At 59.6% G+C, this 17817-nt stretch carries 15 protein-coding genes; 7 read left to right on the forward strand and 8 right to left on the reverse strand.

The genetic code is table 11. From position 1 onward, the window contains the following. Nucleotide 1: 1 nt before the first annotated feature. Together mog and yjgA are read right to left on the reverse strand one after the other, a co-directional pair. The gene (gene mog / locus AC3WOY_RS20710) at nt 2-628 is read right to left on the reverse strand and encodes a molybdopterin adenylyltransferase (protein WP_492427197.1); all 627 of its coding nucleotides are present in this window, start codon (nt 626-628) and stop codon (nt 2-4) included. Next, on the reverse strand, nt 597-1193 hold the full coding sequence (gene yjgA, locus AC3WOY_RS20715) for a ribosome biogenesis factor YjgA (RefSeq protein WP_492427199.1): 597 nt from the start codon (nt 1191-1193) through the stop codon (nt 597-599). Before yjgA ends, mog begins: the two co-directional genes overlap by 32 nt. 70 nt (nt 1194-1263) lie before the next feature. On the opposite strand from yjgA, the gene pmbA reads away from it, so the two are divergent. Continuing rightward, nucleotides 1264-2628, forward strand: a complete 1365-nt coding sequence (pmbA, locus tag AC3WOY_RS20720; protein ID WP_492427201.1) for a metalloprotease PmbA — start codon at nt 1264-1266, stop codon at nt 2626-2628. Between the two features lie 81 nt (nt 2629-2709). Here pmbA and AC3WOY_RS20725 read toward each other — a convergent pair whose 3' ends face one another. From AC3WOY_RS20725 to AC3WOY_RS20735, 3 genes are all read right to left on the reverse strand, one after another. After that, entirely contained in the window at nt 2710-2958 is a 249-nt protein-coding gene (locus AC3WOY_RS20725) for a hypothetical protein (protein ID WP_492427203.1), read from the reverse strand. 28 nt (nt 2959-2986) lie between these two features. After that, nucleotides 2987-4459 carry a DUF4331 domain-containing protein gene (locus tag AC3WOY_RS20730; protein ID WP_492429372.1) on the reverse strand — a complete coding sequence of 491 codons (1473 nt, stop codon included), beginning with the start codon at nt 4457-4459 and terminating at the stop codon, nt 2987-2989. Nucleotides 4460-4656: 197 nt separating this feature from the next. Further along, a complete protein-coding gene (locus AC3WOY_RS20735) occupies nt 4657-6000 on the reverse strand; it encodes a dicarboxylate/amino acid:cation symporter (RefSeq protein WP_492427205.1) in 1344 nt (447 codons plus the stop codon). A 488-nt stretch (nt 6001-6488) separates the two neighbouring features. Here AC3WOY_RS20735 and AC3WOY_RS20740 point away from each other — a divergent pair, with 488 nt between their 5' ends. From AC3WOY_RS20740 to AC3WOY_RS20755, 4 genes are all read left to right on the forward strand, one after another. Then, on the forward strand, nt 6489-7568 hold the full coding sequence (locus tag AC3WOY_RS20740; protein WP_492427207.1) for a TRAP transporter substrate-binding protein: 1080 nt from the start codon (nt 6489-6491) through the stop codon (nt 7566-7568). 201 nt (nt 7569-7769) lie between these two features. Then, on the forward strand, nt 7770-8849 hold the full coding sequence (locus tag AC3WOY_RS20745) for a TRAP transporter substrate-binding protein (RefSeq protein ID WP_492427208.1): 1080 nt from the start codon (nt 7770-7772) through the stop codon (nt 8847-8849). A 305-nt stretch (nt 8850-9154) separates the two neighbouring features. Then, on the forward strand, nt 9155-10234 hold the full coding sequence (locus AC3WOY_RS20750) for a TRAP transporter substrate-binding protein (RefSeq protein ID WP_492427209.1): 1080 nt from the start codon (nt 9155-9157) through the stop codon (nt 10232-10234). Nucleotides 10235-10593: 359 nt separating this feature from the next. Then, nucleotides 10594-11673: a TRAP transporter substrate-binding protein gene (locus AC3WOY_RS20755; protein WP_492427210.1), complete on the forward strand. Its 1080-nt coding sequence runs from the start codon at nt 10594-10596 to the stop codon at nt 11671-11673. Nucleotides 11674-11841: 168 nt separating this feature from the next. Here AC3WOY_RS20755 and AC3WOY_RS20760 read toward each other — a convergent pair whose 3' ends face one another. From AC3WOY_RS20760 to argH, 3 genes are all read right to left on the reverse strand, one after another. Continuing rightward, nucleotides 11842-13527, reverse strand: coding sequence for a TRAP transporter large permease (locus tag AC3WOY_RS20760; protein WP_492427211.1), 1686 nt, complete (start codon nt 13525-13527; stop codon nt 11842-11844). A 19-nt stretch (nt 13528-13546) separates the two neighbouring features. Then, complete coding sequence (locus tag AC3WOY_RS20765) at nt 13547-14131, reverse strand: TRAP transporter small permease subunit (protein ID WP_492427212.1); 585 nt, start codon at nt 14129-14131, stop codon at nt 13547-13549. 406 nt (nt 14132-14537) lie between these two features. Next, nucleotides 14538-15932, reverse strand: coding sequence for an argininosuccinate lyase (gene argH / locus AC3WOY_RS20770; RefSeq protein WP_492427213.1), 1395 nt, complete (start codon nt 15930-15932; stop codon nt 14538-14540). Between the two features lie 20 nt (nt 15933-15952). Here argH and AC3WOY_RS20775 point away from each other — a divergent pair, with 20 nt between their 5' ends. Beyond that, the gene (locus tag AC3WOY_RS20775) at nt 15953-17038 is read left to right on the forward strand and encodes a sensor histidine kinase (RefSeq protein ID WP_492427214.1); all 1086 of its coding nucleotides are present in this window, start codon (nt 15953-15955) and stop codon (nt 17036-17038) included. Further along, the gene (locus tag AC3WOY_RS20780) at nt 17035-17817 is read left to right on the forward strand and encodes a LytR/AlgR family response regulator transcription factor (protein WP_492427215.1); all 783 of its coding nucleotides are present in this window, start codon (nt 17035-17037) and stop codon (nt 17815-17817) included. Before AC3WOY_RS20775 ends, AC3WOY_RS20780 begins: the two co-directional genes overlap by 4 nt.

A 17817-nucleotide genomic window follows, 5' to 3' on the forward strand; every position in this document is an offset into this window, starting at 1 on the left:
GTCATTTCTGCCGGATCGCGGACTTCGGACGGAATGCCTTGCATACTGCCTCGTTGGTTTCGATGTACGGTCCGCCGATCAGGTCGATGCAGTACGGTACAGCGGCGAAGATGCCCGAAACGACCTGTTTGCCATCGGCATCCTTCAGGCCTTCCAGCGTCTCCTTGATGGATTTCGGCTGGCCGGGGAGGTTCATGATCAGGGCGGCGTGGTCCGCGGTTTCCCGGATGACGGCAACCTGGCGCGACAGGATGGCGGTGGGGACGAACTTGAGGCTGATCTGGCGCATCTGCTCGCCGAATCCGGGCATTTCCTTGGTGGCTACCGCGAGAGTCGCTTCCGGCGTCACATCGCGCCGTGCGGGTCCGGTGCCGCCGGTGGTGAGCACGAGGTCGCAGCCGGCTTCGTCCACCAGTTCAACCAGGGCCTTTTCGATCTGCGCACGCTCGTCGGGGATCAGGCGGGTTTCCATTTTCCACGGGCTTGCCAGCGCCGCGGTGAACCAGTCGCGCAGGGCGGGAATGCCCTGGTCTTCGTAAACGCCGCTGGAAGCCCGGTCGGAAATCGACACCAGGCCGATCAGCAGCTCGTCGGGATCAGTCTTCTTCAGCGTTGTCATTCTGTTCATCGGCAGATGCCGGGGCTTTTGACTGCTGCAATTGCTTGAGGATCTGGAAGATTTCGCGGTAAGCCTTGGGCGGCTTGTTCTCCGCCTGTTCCTTGCGGGCGTTTCGAATCAGGACGCGCAACTGCTGCACGTCGACTTCCGGATGCGCTTCCTTCAGATCGGTCAGCGCCTTGTCGTCGGCCAGCAGCTTCTCGCGGCGGCGCTCCAGCGCGTGCATGGCGGCCGTCTCTGCCTTCGATGCACCCTTCCAGCTATCGATCACCTTCTGGATGGCGGCGATTTCGTCCTCTTCCAGCGTGCGCATCTTTTTGCCGACGTACTGCATCTGCCGGCGGCGTCCTTCGTGGTCCTTGATTTTTTGGCATTCGAGGATCACCTCTCGCACGTCTTCCGGCATGGGAACGCGCATCACGCGCTCCTTGGGTTGGGATACCAGTTCTTCGCCCAGTTCCTGCAGAGCGGTCATTTCGCGCTTGAGCTGGGATTTGGAGGGACGGTCGTACTTCTGTTCGAATTCGTCGGAGCGAAAGCCGACACCGCCACTGCCGCGATTGGGATTAACCATGATGAATCAAAGCCATTCTGTAAACGACTGCTATGATAACCGTTTTAGCCACTTCCAAAAAAACAAGCTCATGAGCAATCCCGTATTTACCCATAGCCAGGACCAGCTGAAACAGATCGCGCAGGACGTACTGCGTTTCGCCAGGGAAAAGGGCGCATCGGACGCCTCCGTGGAGATCAGCGAGGGCAGCGGCCTGGCGGTAACGGTGCGCAAGGGCAAGATCGAGACCATCGAGCAGAACAAGGACAAGGGAATTGGCGTCACCGTGTACCTCGGCGAGCAGGGGCACATCCGGCGCGGCAACGCCAGCACTTCGGATTTTTCCGCCAAATCGTTGCAGGACACGGTCGAGGCGGCGTACAACATCGCGCGCTTCACGGCGGAAGACGACTGTGCGGGCCTTCCGGATGCCGACATGCTCGAAATGGAGCCCCGCGACCTCAAGCTGTGCTACCCGTGGCTGATTTCCACCGAAGAGGCGGTCGATATCGCCACCCGCTGCGAAGCGGCCGCCTTTGCCGTCGACAAGCGGGTGACGAACAGCGAAGGCGCCAGCGTCTATGCGCAGCAGTCCCATTTCATGTCGGCCAACAGCCGGGGCTTCATGGGCGGCTACCCCTACTCGCGCCATACCATTTCGGTCGCACCGATCGCTGGCAAGGGCGCCAGCATGCAGCGTGACGACTGGTATTCCTCGACCCGGGATCCGAAAAGCCTGGCACGTCCCGAAGACATCGGCCGCTACGCGGCGGAACGCGCCCTGGCCAGGCTGAATGGCCGCAAGCTGGACACGCGCAAGTGCCCGGTACTGTTCGAAGCGCCGCTGGCCGCCGGCCTGCTGGGCGCTTTCGTCCAGGCGATTTCCGGGGGCGCCCTGTACCGCAAGTCCACATTTCTCCTTGACTCACTTGGCAAGCCGGTCTTTGCGCCGCATATCCAGGTGGTCGAGGACCCGCATGTCGTCGGCGCAGTCGGTTCCGCTCCCTTCGACGAGGAAGGCGTGAAGACCAGCCGGCGCGATGTTGTGAAGGATGGCATTGTGCAAGGCTATTTCCTGTCTACCTATTCGGCGCGCAAGCTCGGCATGAAGACGACCGGCAATGCGGGTGGCTCGCACAACCTGTCTATCGTATCCAGCCTGACTGCACGCGGTGACGACTTCAAGGCGATGCTCAAGAAGCTGGATACCGGCCTGCTGGTGACGGAATTGATGGGGCAGGGCGTGAACTACGTCACAGGCGACTATTCGCGCGGCGCTTCGGGCTACTGGGTAGAGAAGGGCGTGATCCAGTATCCGGTCGAGGAGATCACCATCGCCGGCAACATGAAGGACATGTTCCAGCAGATCGTCGCCATCGGCGCAGATACCCTGGTGCGCGGCACGAAGGAAACCGGTTCGATCCTCATCGAGAGCATGACGGTAGCCGGCAGCTGATCCGGTCGAGTCCATATGAGCGGGCCTGGAGTGCGTTGCAGTCCAGGCCCGTTTTGCTTGCGCAGTAGTGTTAAGTGCAGCTCAACTTACCGGTAACGGCTCTGAGTCCTCGGGTGCGCTGGGAGGTGTTGCATCCAGCGCTGCAGCCTCGCCGGTATCGGACGACGCACCGACTACCGAAGTGACCGTGCCCATGAAACTGTCGGCCTGCGGCATCGTCGGGGTCTGACCCGAGCCGGTCGACGCTGTGCCGCCGGCATTGTCATCGCCGCCGCTTCCGCATGCTGCAAGCAGGATGACGGCCGGGATCAACAGGATGTGCTTCTTCATGATGTGCTCCTTGGTCGAATGTCCGGAATCAATGCTTGACCGAGCCCGGTAGCGGCGACTTCAAATACGGAAAGCGGGCATCGAAGAAGCTGCTGTCGAGGAATGCGCCATCGGTGAACTCGATATCGCCGGAAGGTGCATCATTCGGTGCGCAGCCAAGGCTGAGCCGGCACAGCTTGCCCATCGCGACCCGCAATTCAATGTCGACCACGTCATCGCCCGGGCGGCGGCCGTTGGGGAACCCGGCGTTGTCGCCGCCGATCACGCCGAGACGGTGTTGCGCGCCGCTTGCCGGCGGGATGGCGGTGTTCAGGCGCAGCATCTCTGAAGGCACCCCGTTGGCGGGTTTGTTCAATCCCTGCACGCCGGTGAGAAATGCCGTCACCAGGTCGTTGCGAGGGAAGTTGGTCGGTGCTTTCACGCCGGCGCTGCTGAACAGGGTCTCCACCAGGGCAGGCAGCGTCGGGTTGGTTACGTAGTCGATGAACTGCGTGTCGCTGCCCGGTTTGCTGTGGTTGAACTGATCCTTGTCCTTGAGTCCGATCACAACCTCATTCACCAGCGGCATGCCGAGGCGTGACACCTGCGTCCAGGCGCCGCCTTCCTTCGAGGCTGTGCCGGACGCGGGCGTTGGATTCAGCAGCCGTCCCTGGCGGAGGCTGGCGGTTGTCCATCCGCCGATGACCGGTTCCGATCCGCTGGTCAGGCAAGCCGTCGGGATTTCCAGCGCAAGCGCTGTGACGTTCTTGTCGGCCAGGGAATCGGTCGCCGCGCGTTCTGCGTTGGGATCGAAGGCTGTGGCCGGCGCCTTGATGTTGATGAGGTCGAAGGTCTCGCCGAGATTGACCACGAACGGGTCCTTGCGCTGGCCGACGAACATCTTGCCGGGAGCGTTGCAGCCGGGGATGTTGACGTTGTACAGGTGCTTGGCGGCATACGACGCATAGTCGGAAATCGATTTGTTGCCGATGTTGTCGACCGGCTTGTCGAATTCCGCCCCGCCGCCGCCTGCATTGGTGATCGCCTGCCTTGTCCCGCTGCGCCGGTCGCCGCGCACGATATTGACGGTATAGGTCTCCCGGACGTTAAGCCCGGCGGAATTTGGTGAATTGATGTCGGAGGCGCCGTTGATGATCAGCGGAATCGCGACCTGCTTGCCGCCAACCGTGAGCTTGGTGTCCTTGTTCTGGTTGTTGAAGCGGAACTGGAAGGTAATGTCTTCCTTCGCGTCGCCATTGTTGTCGATATGGATTTCGTAAAGCGCATCCGGGTCCATCGAGAAATAGTTCGGTCCGCCGTAGGCATCCTGCAGCGGAATATAGTTGGCGATCAGTGTTGTGTACCCGGACCTCTCCGCTTCATAGCTGCGAAACATGTAGAAGTCGGTCGCATCGACCTTTGGCTGGCGGGTGATGTAGGGCGCTTCGCGATGGCTTGACGCCTGTGCGGATAGGGGAGCGAAGCCCATGAAGGTGGTTGCTGCCAGGCTGACGCCCAGCATGCCTTTGCTCACGCTTGTAAACATGACGGTCTCCTGCAAGTGAATGAGAAAAGAATCCGGAACTGCCTGGCTCTATACGCAGCAGCCGAAAAAACGGATTCAAATAAATTCACATTGCTTGCACGCCGCACCGGGCAGTTAATGCCGGGCATAAAAAAACAGCCCGCGAAGGGCTGTTTTTTTTGGGGGGGCAGCTTTTATGCAGCCTTGGGGGAGGCCGGCATATGCACTTCAGTCTGGTCCAGCACTTCTTCCGGATCTTCGGCTTCCTCGACTGTCTCGTTGTTCAGATGCTGGTGCATCTTCTCGACGTCCAGGTCACCGGTCCACTTGCCGACAACCACGGTTGCGACGCCGTTACCGATCAGGTTGGTCAGCGCGCGTGCTTCCGACATGAAGCGGTCGATGCCAAGGATCAGCGCCAGACCGGCAACCGGGATGCCGCCAACTGCGGAAAGGGTTGCAGCCAGCACGATGAAGCCGCTGCCGGTGATGCCTGCGGCGCCCTTGGAGGTCAGCAGCAGCACGGCGAGCAGGGTGAGCTGCTGGGTCAGCGACATCGGGGTGTCGGTTGCCTGCGCAATGAACACGGCCGCCATGGTCAGGTAGATCGAGGTGCCGTCGAGGTTGAACGAGTAACCGGTCGGGATCACCAGGCCGACGACGGACTTCTTCACGCCGAGGTTTTCCAGCTTGGCCATCATGCGCGGCAGCACGGACTCGGAGGAGGAGGTGCCGAGAACGATGAACAGTTCTTCCTTGATGTACTTGATGAACTTCCAGATCGAGAAGCCGTGGATCAGGGAGATCAGGCCGAGCACGACGAAGATGAACACCAGGCAGGTCAGGTAGAAGGTGCCCATCAGCTTGCCCAGCGAGAGCAGGGTGCCGACGCCGTACTTGCCGATGGTGAAGGCCATCGCGCCGAATGCGCCGATCGGTGCCACTTTCATGATGATGCCGACGATGCTGAACAGGACGTGGGACGACTTCTCGATGAAATCGAACACCAGCGTGCCGCGGCCGCCGAACTTGTGCAGGGCGAAGCCGAACAGGACGGAGAACATCAGGACCTGGAGGATGTCACCCTTGGCGAACGCGTCGAAGACGCTGGTCGGGATGATGTTCATCAGGAACTCGGTCGTCGTCTGCATCTTGCCCGGTGCGGTGTAGGCAGCGATGCTCTTGGTGTCGAGAGAGTTCGGGTCGACATGCATGCCGGAGCCCGGCTGCACGAGGTTGACGATCACGAGGCCGACAACGAGTGCGATGGTGCTGACGATTTCAAAGTACAGCAGGGCGAGGCCGCCGGTCTTGCCGACCTTCTTCATGTCTTCCATGCCTGCGATGCCAACCACCACGGTGCAGAAGATGATCGGAGCGATGATCATCTTGATCAGCTTGATGAACGCATCGCCGAGCGGTTTCATTTCCGCGCCGAGCGACGGATAGAAGTGCCCGAGCAGAATGCCGACGACGATCGCGGTAACGACCTGGACGTACAGCGATTTGTAAAAGGGTTTCTTTCCCGAGTGTTGCATGTGTTGCTTCTCCGTTTTGGTTGAGCTGCGCGCAAGCGTCGGATGAATCGCTGCGCCGATGCGTGGTATGGCGATGGGTTCGCGTACGTTGAACAGACCTGAACGCACTTTCGCCAAGCGCACGCATTGTCGTGTTGCGCGCGCAACACGACAATTGTGGACATCCACACAAATGCCACACAGGAAAAATTGTCGATGATTGATCTCGACTGTTGATTATTTCCGCAAAGATGTTTATGAATTCCCCATGCTGCTCTGAAGCGTCGAGATTGCCGGAAATCGTCTGACGCTTGGCATGGACCTGCTTGTGACGGCATTCGTCGGAAACATCTACGTGATATTACCTAAGCACTTGCACCGGAGTGCGCAATTTTCATTGTTATTCACGTATTCCCCCTCCTAGAATCAGTGAGGCTTCTCATCCGGCACGCGACCGGGTAACAAGGCTCTTCTCAAGCAATCTTGAGTTCAATTCAACTGGAGACAACATGGAACGTCGTTCATTCATGAAGAACGCGGCTGCCGGCGCAGCGGCCGGCGCGGTCGCAGCACCGGCAATTGCACAGACACTGCCGACCATCAACTGGCGCCTCGCGTCGAGCTTCCCCAAATCGCTCGACACCATCTACGGCGCCGCCGAAACTTTCTCGAAGCGCGTGTCGGCCCTGACCGGCGGCAAGTTCAACATTCGCGTGTTCGCCGGCGGCGAAATCGTGCCGGCACTGCAGGTCATGGATGCCGTGCAGGCGGGCACGGTCGAGATGGGACACACCGCGTCCTACTACTACTTCGGCAAGGATCCGACGTTCGCATTCGACGGCGTGGTTCCCTTCGGCCTCAACTCCCGCCAGCAGACCGCATGGTGGGACCAGGGCGGCGGCCGAGACCTGACCCGCGAGTTCTATCGTGATTACGGCATCATCAATTTCATGGGCGGCAACACCGGCACGCAGATGGGCGGCTGGTTCCGCAAGGAAGTGAAGACGGTGGCGGACCTGAACGGCCTGAAGATGCGCATTGGCGGTTTTGCCGGCCGCGTGATGCAGCGCCTGGGTCTGGTGCCGCAGCAGATCGCCGGCGGCGATATCTACCCGGCGCTCGAAAAGGGCACCATTGATGCGGCCGAATGGATCGGTCCGTACGACGACGAAAAGCTTGGCTTCTACAAGGTGGCTCCCTACTACTACACGCCGGGCTGGTGGGAAGCAGGCCTGCAGGTGTCTTTCTATATCGGCATCAAGGAATGGGAGAAGCTGCCAAAGGAATACCAGGCAGCCGTCGAGGCCGCTTCCTATGAAGCGCACGTCGTCATGCAGGCCGAGTACGATGCGAAGAACCCGCCTGCGCTGGCACGCCTGTTGAAAAACGGCGTGAAGCTGCGCCAGTTCTCCAGGGAGATCATGGACGCATGCTCGAAGGCAGCGAACGAGGTCATGGACGAAGAAGCTTCGAAGAACGCGAAGTTCAAGAAGATCTACGAGCCGTGGAAGCGTTTCCGCCAGGATCAGAATCAGTGGGCATCCGTTGCGGAACTGCCGCTGCAGAACTACATGGTCACGCGCAAGTAATGCTGCACACCTGAGTCAGCGACCGGGACCCGCCGCACGAGAGTGCCGCGGGTCTTTTCTTGTCGCCTGCACGTCGTCGGCGAGTGAACCTGATGTAAGTTGCGCTGCCTAAAATTTGTGCAGTCATGGCAGCCTTCAGCAAATATTGCAAATTCATGCGACGATTCTGCGTCGCAGATTATTTTCACCCAAGGAGTCTACATGGAACGTCGTTCCTTCCTCAAGAAAGCGGCTGTCGGAGCATCCGTCGGTGCAGTCGCCGCTCCGGTTTTGGCACAATCCCAGCCCACCATCAACTGGCGCCTCGCATCGAGCTTTCCGAAGTCCCTGGATACCCTGTACGGAACGGCTGAAGTTTTCAGCAAGCGTGTTGCGCAACTGACCGGTGGAAAACTGAATATCCGGGTCTTTGCTGGTGGAGAAATTGTTCCTCCGTTGCAAGTGGTGGACGCAGTGCAGAACGGCACCGTGGAAATGGGGCATACCGCTCCCTACTATTATTTCGGCAAGGATGCGACCTTCGCATTCGACTGCGCTGTTCCCTTTGGTATGAACTCCCGCCAGCAAACGGCGTGGTTCGACCAAGGTGGTGGTCGTGACCTGATGCGCGAGTTCTACAAGGACTACGGCATCATCAACTTCCTCGGTGGTAATACCGGCGCACAAATGGGCGGCTGGTTCCGCAAGGAAATCAAGACACTTAACGATATCAAGGGCCTGAAGATGCGCATCAGCGCCTTCGCAGGCAAGGTCATGCAGCCGCTGGGTCTGGTACCGCAGCAACTGGCCGGCGCGGACATTTACCCGGCATTGGAAAAAGGCGCGCTGGACGCCGTGGAATGGACGACACCGTACGACGATGAAAAGCTCGGCTTCTACAAAGTCGCCCCGTATTACTACGCGCCGGGATGGTGGGAGGCGGGTGCTCAGCTTTCCTTCTACGTCGGCATCAAGGAATGGGAGAAATTGCCGAAAGACTATCAGTTCGCCATCGAGGCGGCGTCCTTCGAAGCACACGTGACCATGCAGGCGGAGTATGACGCCAAAAATCCGGCGGCGCTGGCACGCCTGATCAAGAACGGTGCCAAGCTGCGCTTCTTCTCCAAGGAAATCATGGAAGCCAGCTACAAGGCGGCCGTGACTACCATGAACGAGGAAGCAGCGAAGAACGCCAAGTTCAAAAAGGTTTACGACCATTACACGCGCTTCCAGCGCGACCAGAACCAGTGGTTCTCGGTGGCCGAGCTGCAAATGCAGAACTTCATGTCTAGCCGGAAGTAAACATCTCCCTCCGGCCGTAATCAGCGGCCGGTTTCTTGACCTGGGACAACTCAAGTTCCAGGTCATGCGCCGTCCTTTGCCAGAACGATGGGACGCTTGAAATATTTTCAGCCTGTCTTTTCGCTCCATTGACCGGGATTGCTTCCGGTGGTGGAGCGATTTCCTGATTTTCATTGTCTCCGGGCGCAAATTTTTTTCAACTACGCAAATTTTTGCCCGCCATACAATCGACCGCGACATATAGCAGGTCTATATGTACCGCGTACCGGTCCGTATGGTTATTGAAGTCCAATCGAGGAGACAACATGGAACGTCGTTCCTTCCTGAAGAAAGCATCCGTAGGCGCAGCCGCTGGTGCCCTGGCTGCACCCGCCCTGGCACAGTCGCTGCCGGCGCTCAACTGGCGCATGGCATCGAGCTTCCCCAAGACGCTGGATACCGTTTTCGGCGCATCCGAAACCTTCTGCAAGCGCGTCGCCCAGCTCACCGGCGGCAAGTTCAACATCCGCCTGTTCGCCGGCGGTGAAATCGTGCCGGCGCTGCAGGTGATGGACGCGGTCCAGAACGGCACCATCGAAATGGGCCACACCGCTTCCTACTATTACTTCGGCAAGGATGCGGCATTCGCCTTCGACTGCGCGGTTCCGTTCGGACTGAATTCCCGCCAGCAGACCGCATGGTTCGACCAGGGCGGCGGCATGCAGCTGATGCGCGAATTCTTCAAGGACTACGGCATCGTCAACTTCCAGGGTGGCAATAGCGGTTCGCAGATGGGTGGCTGGTTCCGCAAGGAGATCAAGGGCGTCTCTGACCTGCAGGGCCTGAAGATGCGTATCGGCGGCTATGGCGGCCGAGTCATGCAGCGCCTCGGCCTCGTGCCGCAGCAGATCGCCGCCGGCGACATCTACCCGTCGCTGGAAAAGGGCACCATCGACGCCGCCGAGTGGATCGGTCCGTACGATGATGAAAAGCTCGGCCTGTACAAGGTTGCTCCGCACTACTACGCCCCGGGCTGGTGGGAGCCGAGTACGCAGTTCTCGTTCTACGTTGGCATCAAGGAATGGGAAAAACTGCCGAAGGAATACCAGTACGCCATCGAAGTGGCTTCCTACGAAGCACACGTCACGATGCAGGCGGAATACGATGCCAAGAATCCGGCCGCATTGGCTCGCCTGCTGCGCAACGGCGTCAAGCTGCACCACTTCTCGAAGGAAATCATGGAAGCCTGCTACAAGGCGGCCAACGAAGTGAATGAGGAAGAGGCGTCGAAAAACGCGAAGTTCAAGAAGATCTACGAACCGTGGAAGCGTTTCCGCCAGGATCAGAACCAGTGGTTCTCCGTTGCTGAAGCCACGATGCAGAACTTCATGGTCACGCGTCGCTGATCGTTACCGCATCGTCAAACCCGCTCCGCTTCCGCGGCGCGGGTTTTTTTTCGCCCGTTGAAATGAATTCAAGGTAGTGTCGCCGCAAAGATTGTCGTCGCGCTGACAGTCTGTTGAAGTCGCCGGATTTATGCTCCGGCAATTGATACTCTCTACGCAATACCACGCAGTTGCTGGTTTGCGCTATGCAGAGATTCATCTACGTATATCCCCAGCTACAAATGCTGCAACGCAAGGTGAGTATGTATTGCCAGTGAAATATTGGCCTCATACAATCCTCGCAACATACAAAAACTGTATGGATAACGGACACATCGGTAACACACCGGAATTTGATGCGTAACCCCCAAGGAGACAAAATGGAACGTCGTTCCTTTATCAAGAAGGCATCTGTTGGCGCCGCAGCTGGCGCGATCGCAGCACCGGCACTCGCTCAAACGCAGCCGACGCTTAACTGGCGTCTGGCCTCCAGCTTCCCGAAGTCGCTTGATACGATTTACGGTGCGGCAGAGACGTTCACGCAACGCGTCTCCCAGCTGACCAACGGCAAGTTCAACATCCGTGTCTTCGCCGGCGGTGAAATCGTTCCGGCTCTCCAGGTGATGGACGCCGTGCAGGCGGGCACGGTGGAAATGGGGCATACCGCGTCTTACTACTACTTTGGCAAGGACCCGACGTTCGCATTCGACTGCGCGGTTCCGTTCGGCTTGAACTCCCGCCAGCAGACCGCCTGGATCAACCAGGGAGGCGGCATGCAGCTGATGCGCGAATTCTTCAAGGACTACGGCATCGTCAATTTCCTGGGCGGTAACACTGGTTGCCAGATGGGTGGCTGGTTCCGCAAGGAAGTGAAGTCCGTCCAGGACCTCAACGGCCTGAAGATGCGTATCGGTGGTTTTGCCGGCCGTGTCATGCAGCGCCTGGGCCTGGTGCCGCAACAGATCGCCGGCGGTGACATTTATCCGGCACTGGAAAAGGGCACGATCGACGCCGCGGAATGGGTCGGTCCGTATGACGACGAGAAGCTCGGCTTCTTCAAGGTCGCTCCGCACTACTATGCGCCGGGCTGGTGGGAAGCCGGGCCGCAGCTGTCGTTCTACATGGGCATCAAGGAATGGGAAAAGCTGCCGAAGGATTACCAGGCTGCCGTTGAAGCCGCTTCGCACGAAGCCCATATCGTGATGCAGGCCGAGTACGATGCCAAGAACCCGGCCGCGCTCGCGCGCCTGCTCAAGAACGGTGTCAAGCTGCACAGCTTCTCGCGCGACATCATGGATGCTTGCTACAAGGCAGCAACCGAAGTGATGGATGAGGAAGCCGCCAAGAACGCCAAGTTCAAGAAGGTCTACGAGCCATGGAAGCGTTTCCGCCAGGACCAGAACCAGTGGGCGTCCGTGGCAGAGGCACCGCTGCAGAACTACATGATCACGCGCCGATAATCCGTTCGACGTCATTCAACCCGCAGCGCGTGAGCCCTGCGGGTTTTTTGTTGCCGGATGCCGACAAGCAGGATGTGCGATGACTTCCTTGATTTCATTCCTGCGAACGAGCGTAAAAAAACCCCGCAGGGCGAACCGTGCGGGGTTTGACGATGCCTGGGGCAGGTATTACTTCTTTTCGTCCGAATCGGTGGAGAAGTTCAACTGCGGCGCTCCTCCATCCTTGCTGTCGCCTTCGGTGGAGAAGTTCAGCTGAGGTGTCTCGCCGCCCGCATCCGGTGCCGGAATGTCGATCTTCAGTTCGATCTGCTCCTTCATGTCGGTTTTTTCGGCGACCGACACGATATCCGGGAAGGCGATAATCAGGCTAACCATGATCACCTGGATCAGCACGAATGGCACTGCACCCCAGTAGATGTCTGATGTTGTCACCTCCTTTGGCGCCACCGACCGCAGGTAGAACAGCGCGAAGCCGAACGGCGGGTGCATGAAGGAGGTCTGCATGTTCACGCCCAGCAGCACACCGAACCAGATCAGGTCGATGCCGAGCTTTTCGGCAACCGGACCGACCAGCGGCACCAGGATGAAGGCCAGTTCAAAGAAGTCCAGGAAGAAGGCCAGGCCGAAGAACAGGATGTTCACGACGATCAGGAAGCCCATCGTGCCGCCAGGCAGCGAGGTCAGCAGGTGTTCCACCCACAGGTCGCCGTTGACTGCGCGGAAGGTCAGGCCGAACACGCTGGAACCGATCAGGATGAACACCACGAAGCAGGACAGGCGGGTGGTCGAGTCCATCGCTTGCTTCATCAGTGACAACGACAGACGGCGATTCATCATTGCCAGGATCAGTGCGCCGAACGCGCCCATGCCACCACCTTCAGTCGGAGTTGCGATACCGACGAAGATCGTGCCCAGCACCAGGAAGATCAGTGCCAGCGGCGGGATCAGGACGAACACCACTTTCTCGGCCATGCGCGAGAGCATGCCCAGCTTGAGCTGGCGGTTGATCACGGCCAGGACGAAGGCGCCGATGATGCCGACCGCAGCAGAATAAATACCGACTTCATCGCTGGCTGCCTTCGGATGCGTGGAGCCATAGTAGGCGGCAAACGCAAAGGAAGCGCCGACCGCGACGGCGATCAGTGCGAGGAGGGAAACGATACCGCTGTTGCCGTTCGGCTCCTTCAGATTGCGTGCCTCCGGTGGCAGGGCCGGTACGGAATGCGGCTTGAAGATCGACATTGCAAGCACGTAGCCTGCGTACATCGCGGTCAGCAGCAGGCCGGGAGCGAAAGCGGCCTTGTACATATCGCCGACGGAACGGCCAAGCTGGTCGGCCATCACGATCAGCACCAGCGACGGCGGGATGATCTGTGCCAGCGTCCCCGATGCGGCAATCACACCGGACGCGATCCGCTTGTCATAGCCGTAACGCAGCATGACTGGCAGGGAGATCAGGCCCATCGAGATCACGGATGCGGCCACCACGCCAGTGGTCGCGGCCAGCAGGGCGCCCACGAAAATCACCGCGTAGGCAACACCGCCGCGCACCGGGCCGAACAGCTGGCCGATGGTGTCAAGCAAGTCTTCCGCCATCCCGGAGCGCTCGAGGATGAGGCCCATGAAGGTAAAGAACGGGATGGCCAGCAGCGTGTCGTTGGCCATGATGCCGAAAATGCGGTTCGGCAAAGCTTGCAGCAGCTCGGGCTTCAGCAGGCCGAGCTCGATGCCCAGCAGGCCGAAGAACAGGCCATTGGCCGCCAGGGCGAATGCCACCGGAAAGCCCGATAGCAGGAATACGACAAGGGCGCCGAACATGATCGGCGCCATGTTCGCAATCAGGAATTGCTCCATTTACTCAGTCTCCAGACGATCAGTTGAGGTTGTTCGCGGCTTTGATCGCCTCGATTTCTTCTTCGGGGGTTGCTGCATGCTTGTCGAACTCGCTCGCATTCACTTTGCCCTGCAGGAAGCCGATCCGCTTGATCATCTCCGAAATGCCTTGCAAGGTCAGCAGCAGGAAACCGACCGGAATCAGGAGCTTGGCGGGCCAGACGATCAGGCCGCCGGCGTTGCTCGAGACTTCCTGGTTCTGGATGGACTCCCATGCATACGGCACGGCGTAGTAGAGAACGAGCAGTGTCATCGGCAGCAGGAAGATCAGGAACCCGAGGACATCGATCCAGACTTGCGTGCGCTTGGAGAAATGACCGACGACGACGTCGATGCGGACGTGCTCATTGCGGCGCAGCGTGTAGGAGGTACCGAGAAGGAAGATCGCGGAAAACAGGTACCACTGGATTTCAAGCCATGCATTAGAACTGGTATGGAAGACATACCTGATCAATGCGTTGCCGGTACAGATGAGAACCGAGATGAAGAGTGCCCAGCTGACGCTGGTCCCTACCTTTTCATTGAGCGCGTCAATGAATCTCGATAACGAGAGTAAAAAAGACATGATTTCGTCTCCATTTATGAAAAATCATTCGTGCCGGACCGCGGGTTTTTTCTTTGCGATCGGATTCTTGCGTGCCGCCTGGACCTTGGGTTCGCCGCAGTATATGTCATTTCAATGTGCAAGCGAACAACTGAACGGAGAGCGTAATATTCTTTTCATGCTGCGACGCAAAAGCCCCTGTTTTTTTCATGTTTCAAGCGCATTTTTACGGACAAATCCTTACGTAAAACTACGCAAATGTGGGCGCAACAACGGAGGAGAGGTGGGAATGGGGCGACGTTCGAGGCTCGACGGCGGCACACCAAGTATCGAATGCCGTCATGAGGAAAGCATACGCAATTTCGGTGAGGCTTGCAGGAGGAGGCTGCCGGCCTTCGAGCCGGCAGCCGTCGGTGCGTCCGTAAGCTTACGCGAGCTGAGCGCGTACGCGTGCAATTGCTGCACGCACTTGTTGAGGTGCCGTACCGCCAACGTGGTTGCGTGCGGCGACCGAACCTTCGAGCGTGAGGACATCGAATACGTCCGCTTCGATCAATGCAGAGAATGCGCGCATTTCATCGAGCGTCAGGTCTGTGAGGTCGCAGCCGCGCTGTTCGCACATCCGTACTGCATGTGCGACGGCCTCATGCGCATCGCGGAAGGGCAGACCCTTCTTGACGAGGTAGTCGGCCAGGTCGGTGGCGGTGGCATAACCCTGCAGTGCGGCGGCACGCATGGCCTCCGGTTTTACCGTGATGCCGGAAGCCATGTCAGCGAAGATCCGCAGCGTGTCGGTCACCGTGTCGACCGTATCGAACAACGGTTCCTTGTCTTCCTGGTTGTCCTTGTTGTAAGCCAGCGGCTGTCCTTTCATCAGGGTCAGCAGGCCGACCAGGTGGCCGTTGACGCGACCGGTCTTGCCGCGCGCAAGTTCGGGGACGTCGGGATTCTTCTTCTGCGGCATGATCGACGAGCCGGTGCAGAAGCGGTCAGCGATATCAATGAAGCCGACGCGCGGGCTCATCCAGATCACCAGTTCTTCCGACATGCGGGAAATGTGCGTCATGACCAGTGCGGCTGCGGCGCAGAATTCGATCGCGAAGTCGCGGTCGGAGACGGCATCCAGCGAGTTGTGGCATACGTCGTCGAAACCGAGCGTTTTCGCCACACGGGTGCGATCGATCGGGAAGGTGGTGCCGGCCAGTGCGGCAGCGCCCAGCGGCAGGCGGTTCACACGCTTGCGGCAGTCGGCCATACGCTCGGCATCGCGGCCGAACATTTCCACGTAGGCCAGCATGTGGTGGCCGAAGGTGATCGGCTGCGCCACCTGCATGTGGGTGAAGCCCGGCAGGATGGTGTCGGCGTTCTTTTCGGCGAGGTCGACCAGGGCGAGGCGCAGGTCGCGCAGCAGGCCGGTGATGTCGTCGATGGCGGAACGCATGTAGAGACGGATATCCGTGGCCACCTGGTCATTGCGGGAGCGGCCGGTATGCAGGCGCTTTCCGGCGTCGCCGACCAGCTCGGTCAGGCGCTTTTCGATGTTCAGGTGGACGTCTTCGAGGTCGAGCAGCCATTCGAACTTGCCGGAAGCGATCTCCGACCGGATCTGCGCCATGCCGCGCTGGATGTCGGCGTGGTCCTGCCGGCTGATGATGCCCTGGTGCGCCAGCATCTCGGCGTGCGCGAGCGAGCCCTGGATGTCGGCATCGGCCATGCGCTTGTCGAAGAACACCGATGCGGTATAACGTTTGACGAGGTCGGAGACTGGTTCGGAAAAGCGGGCGGACCAGGCCTCGCCTTTTTTGGAAAGTTGTGCTGTCATAATTGAATCCCGGTGAATACGTGATTATAACTCCCATGCCGCTCCCCGCCGCTCCAGATACGGCCAGCAGACTCGCCGACATCCTCATTCCCGACTGTTGCAACATCGGTGTGGTTTTCCGCACGCTGATCGGCGTGAACATCGCAGCCTTTGCTGGGATCGTGGCGCAGTCGGGCGAATGGGCGACGGGCGTCTTTGAATTCGTGGAAGCGTCGATGGTGATCGAGCTGTCGTGCCTCTGGTCCCTGTTTGCGCTGTGCGGCTTGCGGCAACTGCTGCTGCGTGGACCTGTTCCGGGACACATTCCTGCGTGGCCGCAGCGGACGGCGAGCGTGGCCGTGCCGGTTGCCGTGACCGGCGCCGTTATCTATCTGTTCACATTGAGCAGCGGCCTTGCAGGGAGTTTCAGTGCGTTGAGCGCGGAGAAGGGGATGCTGCTCGCGGGCTTGTTCGGTGCTTTTTTCCAGCATTACTTCGAGCTGCGCAAGCGCGCCTTCTCGCCTGCCATCGTGGAGGCAAGGCTGCAGGCGTTGCAGGCGCGTATCCGTCCGCACTTTCTCTTCAACAGCCTGAATGCGGCGCTGTCGCTCATCAGGACCGAGCCGCGCAGGGCGGAAAGCACGCTGGAAGACCTGGCTGACCTGTTCCGCGTGCTGATGAGCGATCCGCGCAGCATGACGTCGCTGCACAATGAAATCCGCCTGTGCCAGCAATATCTCTCGATCGAGAAAATCCGTCTGGGCGACCGCATGCAGGTGAGCTGGGAGATGGACGGGATCGACGGCGAAGTCCTGCGCCGTGCCCAGGTGCCGGTGCTGCTGCTGCAGCCATTGATCGAGAATGCCGTGCACTATGGCGTCGAGCCGGCGGTCGAGCCTGCCCAGGTCCGCGTGACCGTCGAACGTTCCATGGACAAGATCGAGATCATCGTGACCAATCCGTACCACGGCGGCGCTTGTGGCGAGGCCGGAAACAGGATGGCGCTGGAAAATATCCGTGAACGGCTGGCGCTGCTGTTCGATGTGGAGGCGCTGCTGGCGACCGCCGTCAACGGCAACCTGTTCGAGGCACGGCTGCTGTTCCCCTATGTGAAAGGTGTTGCATGATTCCCCGCCTGTTTATCGTCGATGACGAGGCGCCCGCGCGTACGCGGTTGAAGACGCTGCTGTCCGATATCGCCGCGGAGTGTCCCCATCAACTTGCCGGCGAGGCCGACAGCGCGCAGCGCGCCATCGACGGCGTCGCCCTTGCCGCGCCCGATATCGTCCTGCTCGACGTGCAGATGCCCGGCATGACAGGCCTGGAGCTCGCATCCTGCTTCATGCAGAACCCTTCGCCGCCGGCCGTCATTTTCGTGACTGCCTATGATGAATATGCGCTCAAGGCATTCGAGGTCCATGCGCTGGATTACCTGTTGAAGCCGGTGCGCGCATCCCGCCTCGCGGAAGCGATCCAGCGTGCGGCAGCCTTGCGTACGACGCAGGGCGCGGCAATTGCGACGGCATCCAAAGCTGTCCCGGGCGCGCGCCAGAATTTTTCGGTACAGGAACGCGGACGGGTACTGCTTGTTCCCGTGCGCGATGTCGTTTACCTCAAGGCCGAGCTGAAGTACGTCACCTTGCGCACCCGTTCGCATGAGTATCTGATCGAGGAGTCGCTGACTTCCATCGAGGAAGAGCTGGGGGAGGTTTTCGTACGGGTGCACCGCAAGGCACTGGTGGCGCGTGACGCGATCGTCGGTGTCGAGCGCGGAACGCTCCCGGTGGATGGAGAAGGCGAGGGCGATCGCGTGCAGGAGCCGTGGCAGGTGATCCTGCGCGACGTCGACGAGCGCCTTCCCATTTCGCGGCGCCAGTGGCCGGTGGTCAAGGCGCTCGTCAAATAA

This window comes from Noviherbaspirillum sp. FW303-A3 (assembly GCF_058788695.1).

Coding starts and splice junctions, on each gene's coding strand:
- mog (WP_492427197.1), bottom strand. CDS start 628: ATGAACAGAATGACAACGCTGAAGAAGACTGATCCCGACGAGCTGCTG.
- yjgA (WP_492427199.1), bottom strand. CDS start 1,193: ATGGTTAATCCCAATCGCGGCAGTGGCGGTGTCGGCTTTCGCTCCGAC.
- pmbA (WP_492427201.1), top strand. CDS start 1,264: ATGAGCAATCCCGTATTTACCCATAGCCAGGACCAGCTGAAACAGATC.
- AC3WOY_RS20725 (WP_492427203.1), bottom strand. CDS start 2,958: ATGAAGAAGCACATCCTGTTGATCCCGGCCGTCATCCTGCTTGCAGCA.
- AC3WOY_RS20730 (WP_492429372.1), bottom strand. CDS start 4,459: ATGCTGGGCGTCAGCCTGGCAGCAACCACCTTCATGGGCTTCGCTCCC.
- AC3WOY_RS20735 (WP_492427205.1), bottom strand. CDS start 6,000: ATGCAACACTCGGGAAAGAAACCCTTTTACAAATCGCTGTACGTCCAG.
- AC3WOY_RS20740 (WP_492427207.1), top strand. CDS start 6,489: ATGGAACGTCGTTCATTCATGAAGAACGCGGCTGCCGGCGCAGCGGCC.
- AC3WOY_RS20745 (WP_492427208.1), top strand. CDS start 7,770: ATGGAACGTCGTTCCTTCCTCAAGAAAGCGGCTGTCGGAGCATCCGTC.
- AC3WOY_RS20750 (WP_492427209.1), top strand. CDS start 9,155: ATGGAACGTCGTTCCTTCCTGAAGAAAGCATCCGTAGGCGCAGCCGCT.
- AC3WOY_RS20755 (WP_492427210.1), top strand. CDS start 10,594: ATGGAACGTCGTTCCTTTATCAAGAAGGCATCTGTTGGCGCCGCAGCT.
- AC3WOY_RS20760 (WP_492427211.1), bottom strand. CDS start 13,527: ATGGAGCAATTCCTGATTGCGAACATGGCGCCGATCATGTTCGGCGCC.
- AC3WOY_RS20765 (WP_492427212.1), bottom strand. CDS start 14,131: ATGTCTTTTTTACTCTCGTTATCGAGATTCATTGACGCGCTCAATGAA.
- argH (WP_492427213.1), bottom strand. CDS start 15,932: ATGACAGCACAACTTTCCAAAAAAGGCGAGGCCTGGTCCGCCCGCTTT.
- AC3WOY_RS20780 (WP_492427215.1), top strand. CDS start 17,035: ATGATTCCCCGCCTGTTTATCGTCGATGACGAGGCGCCCGCGCGTACG.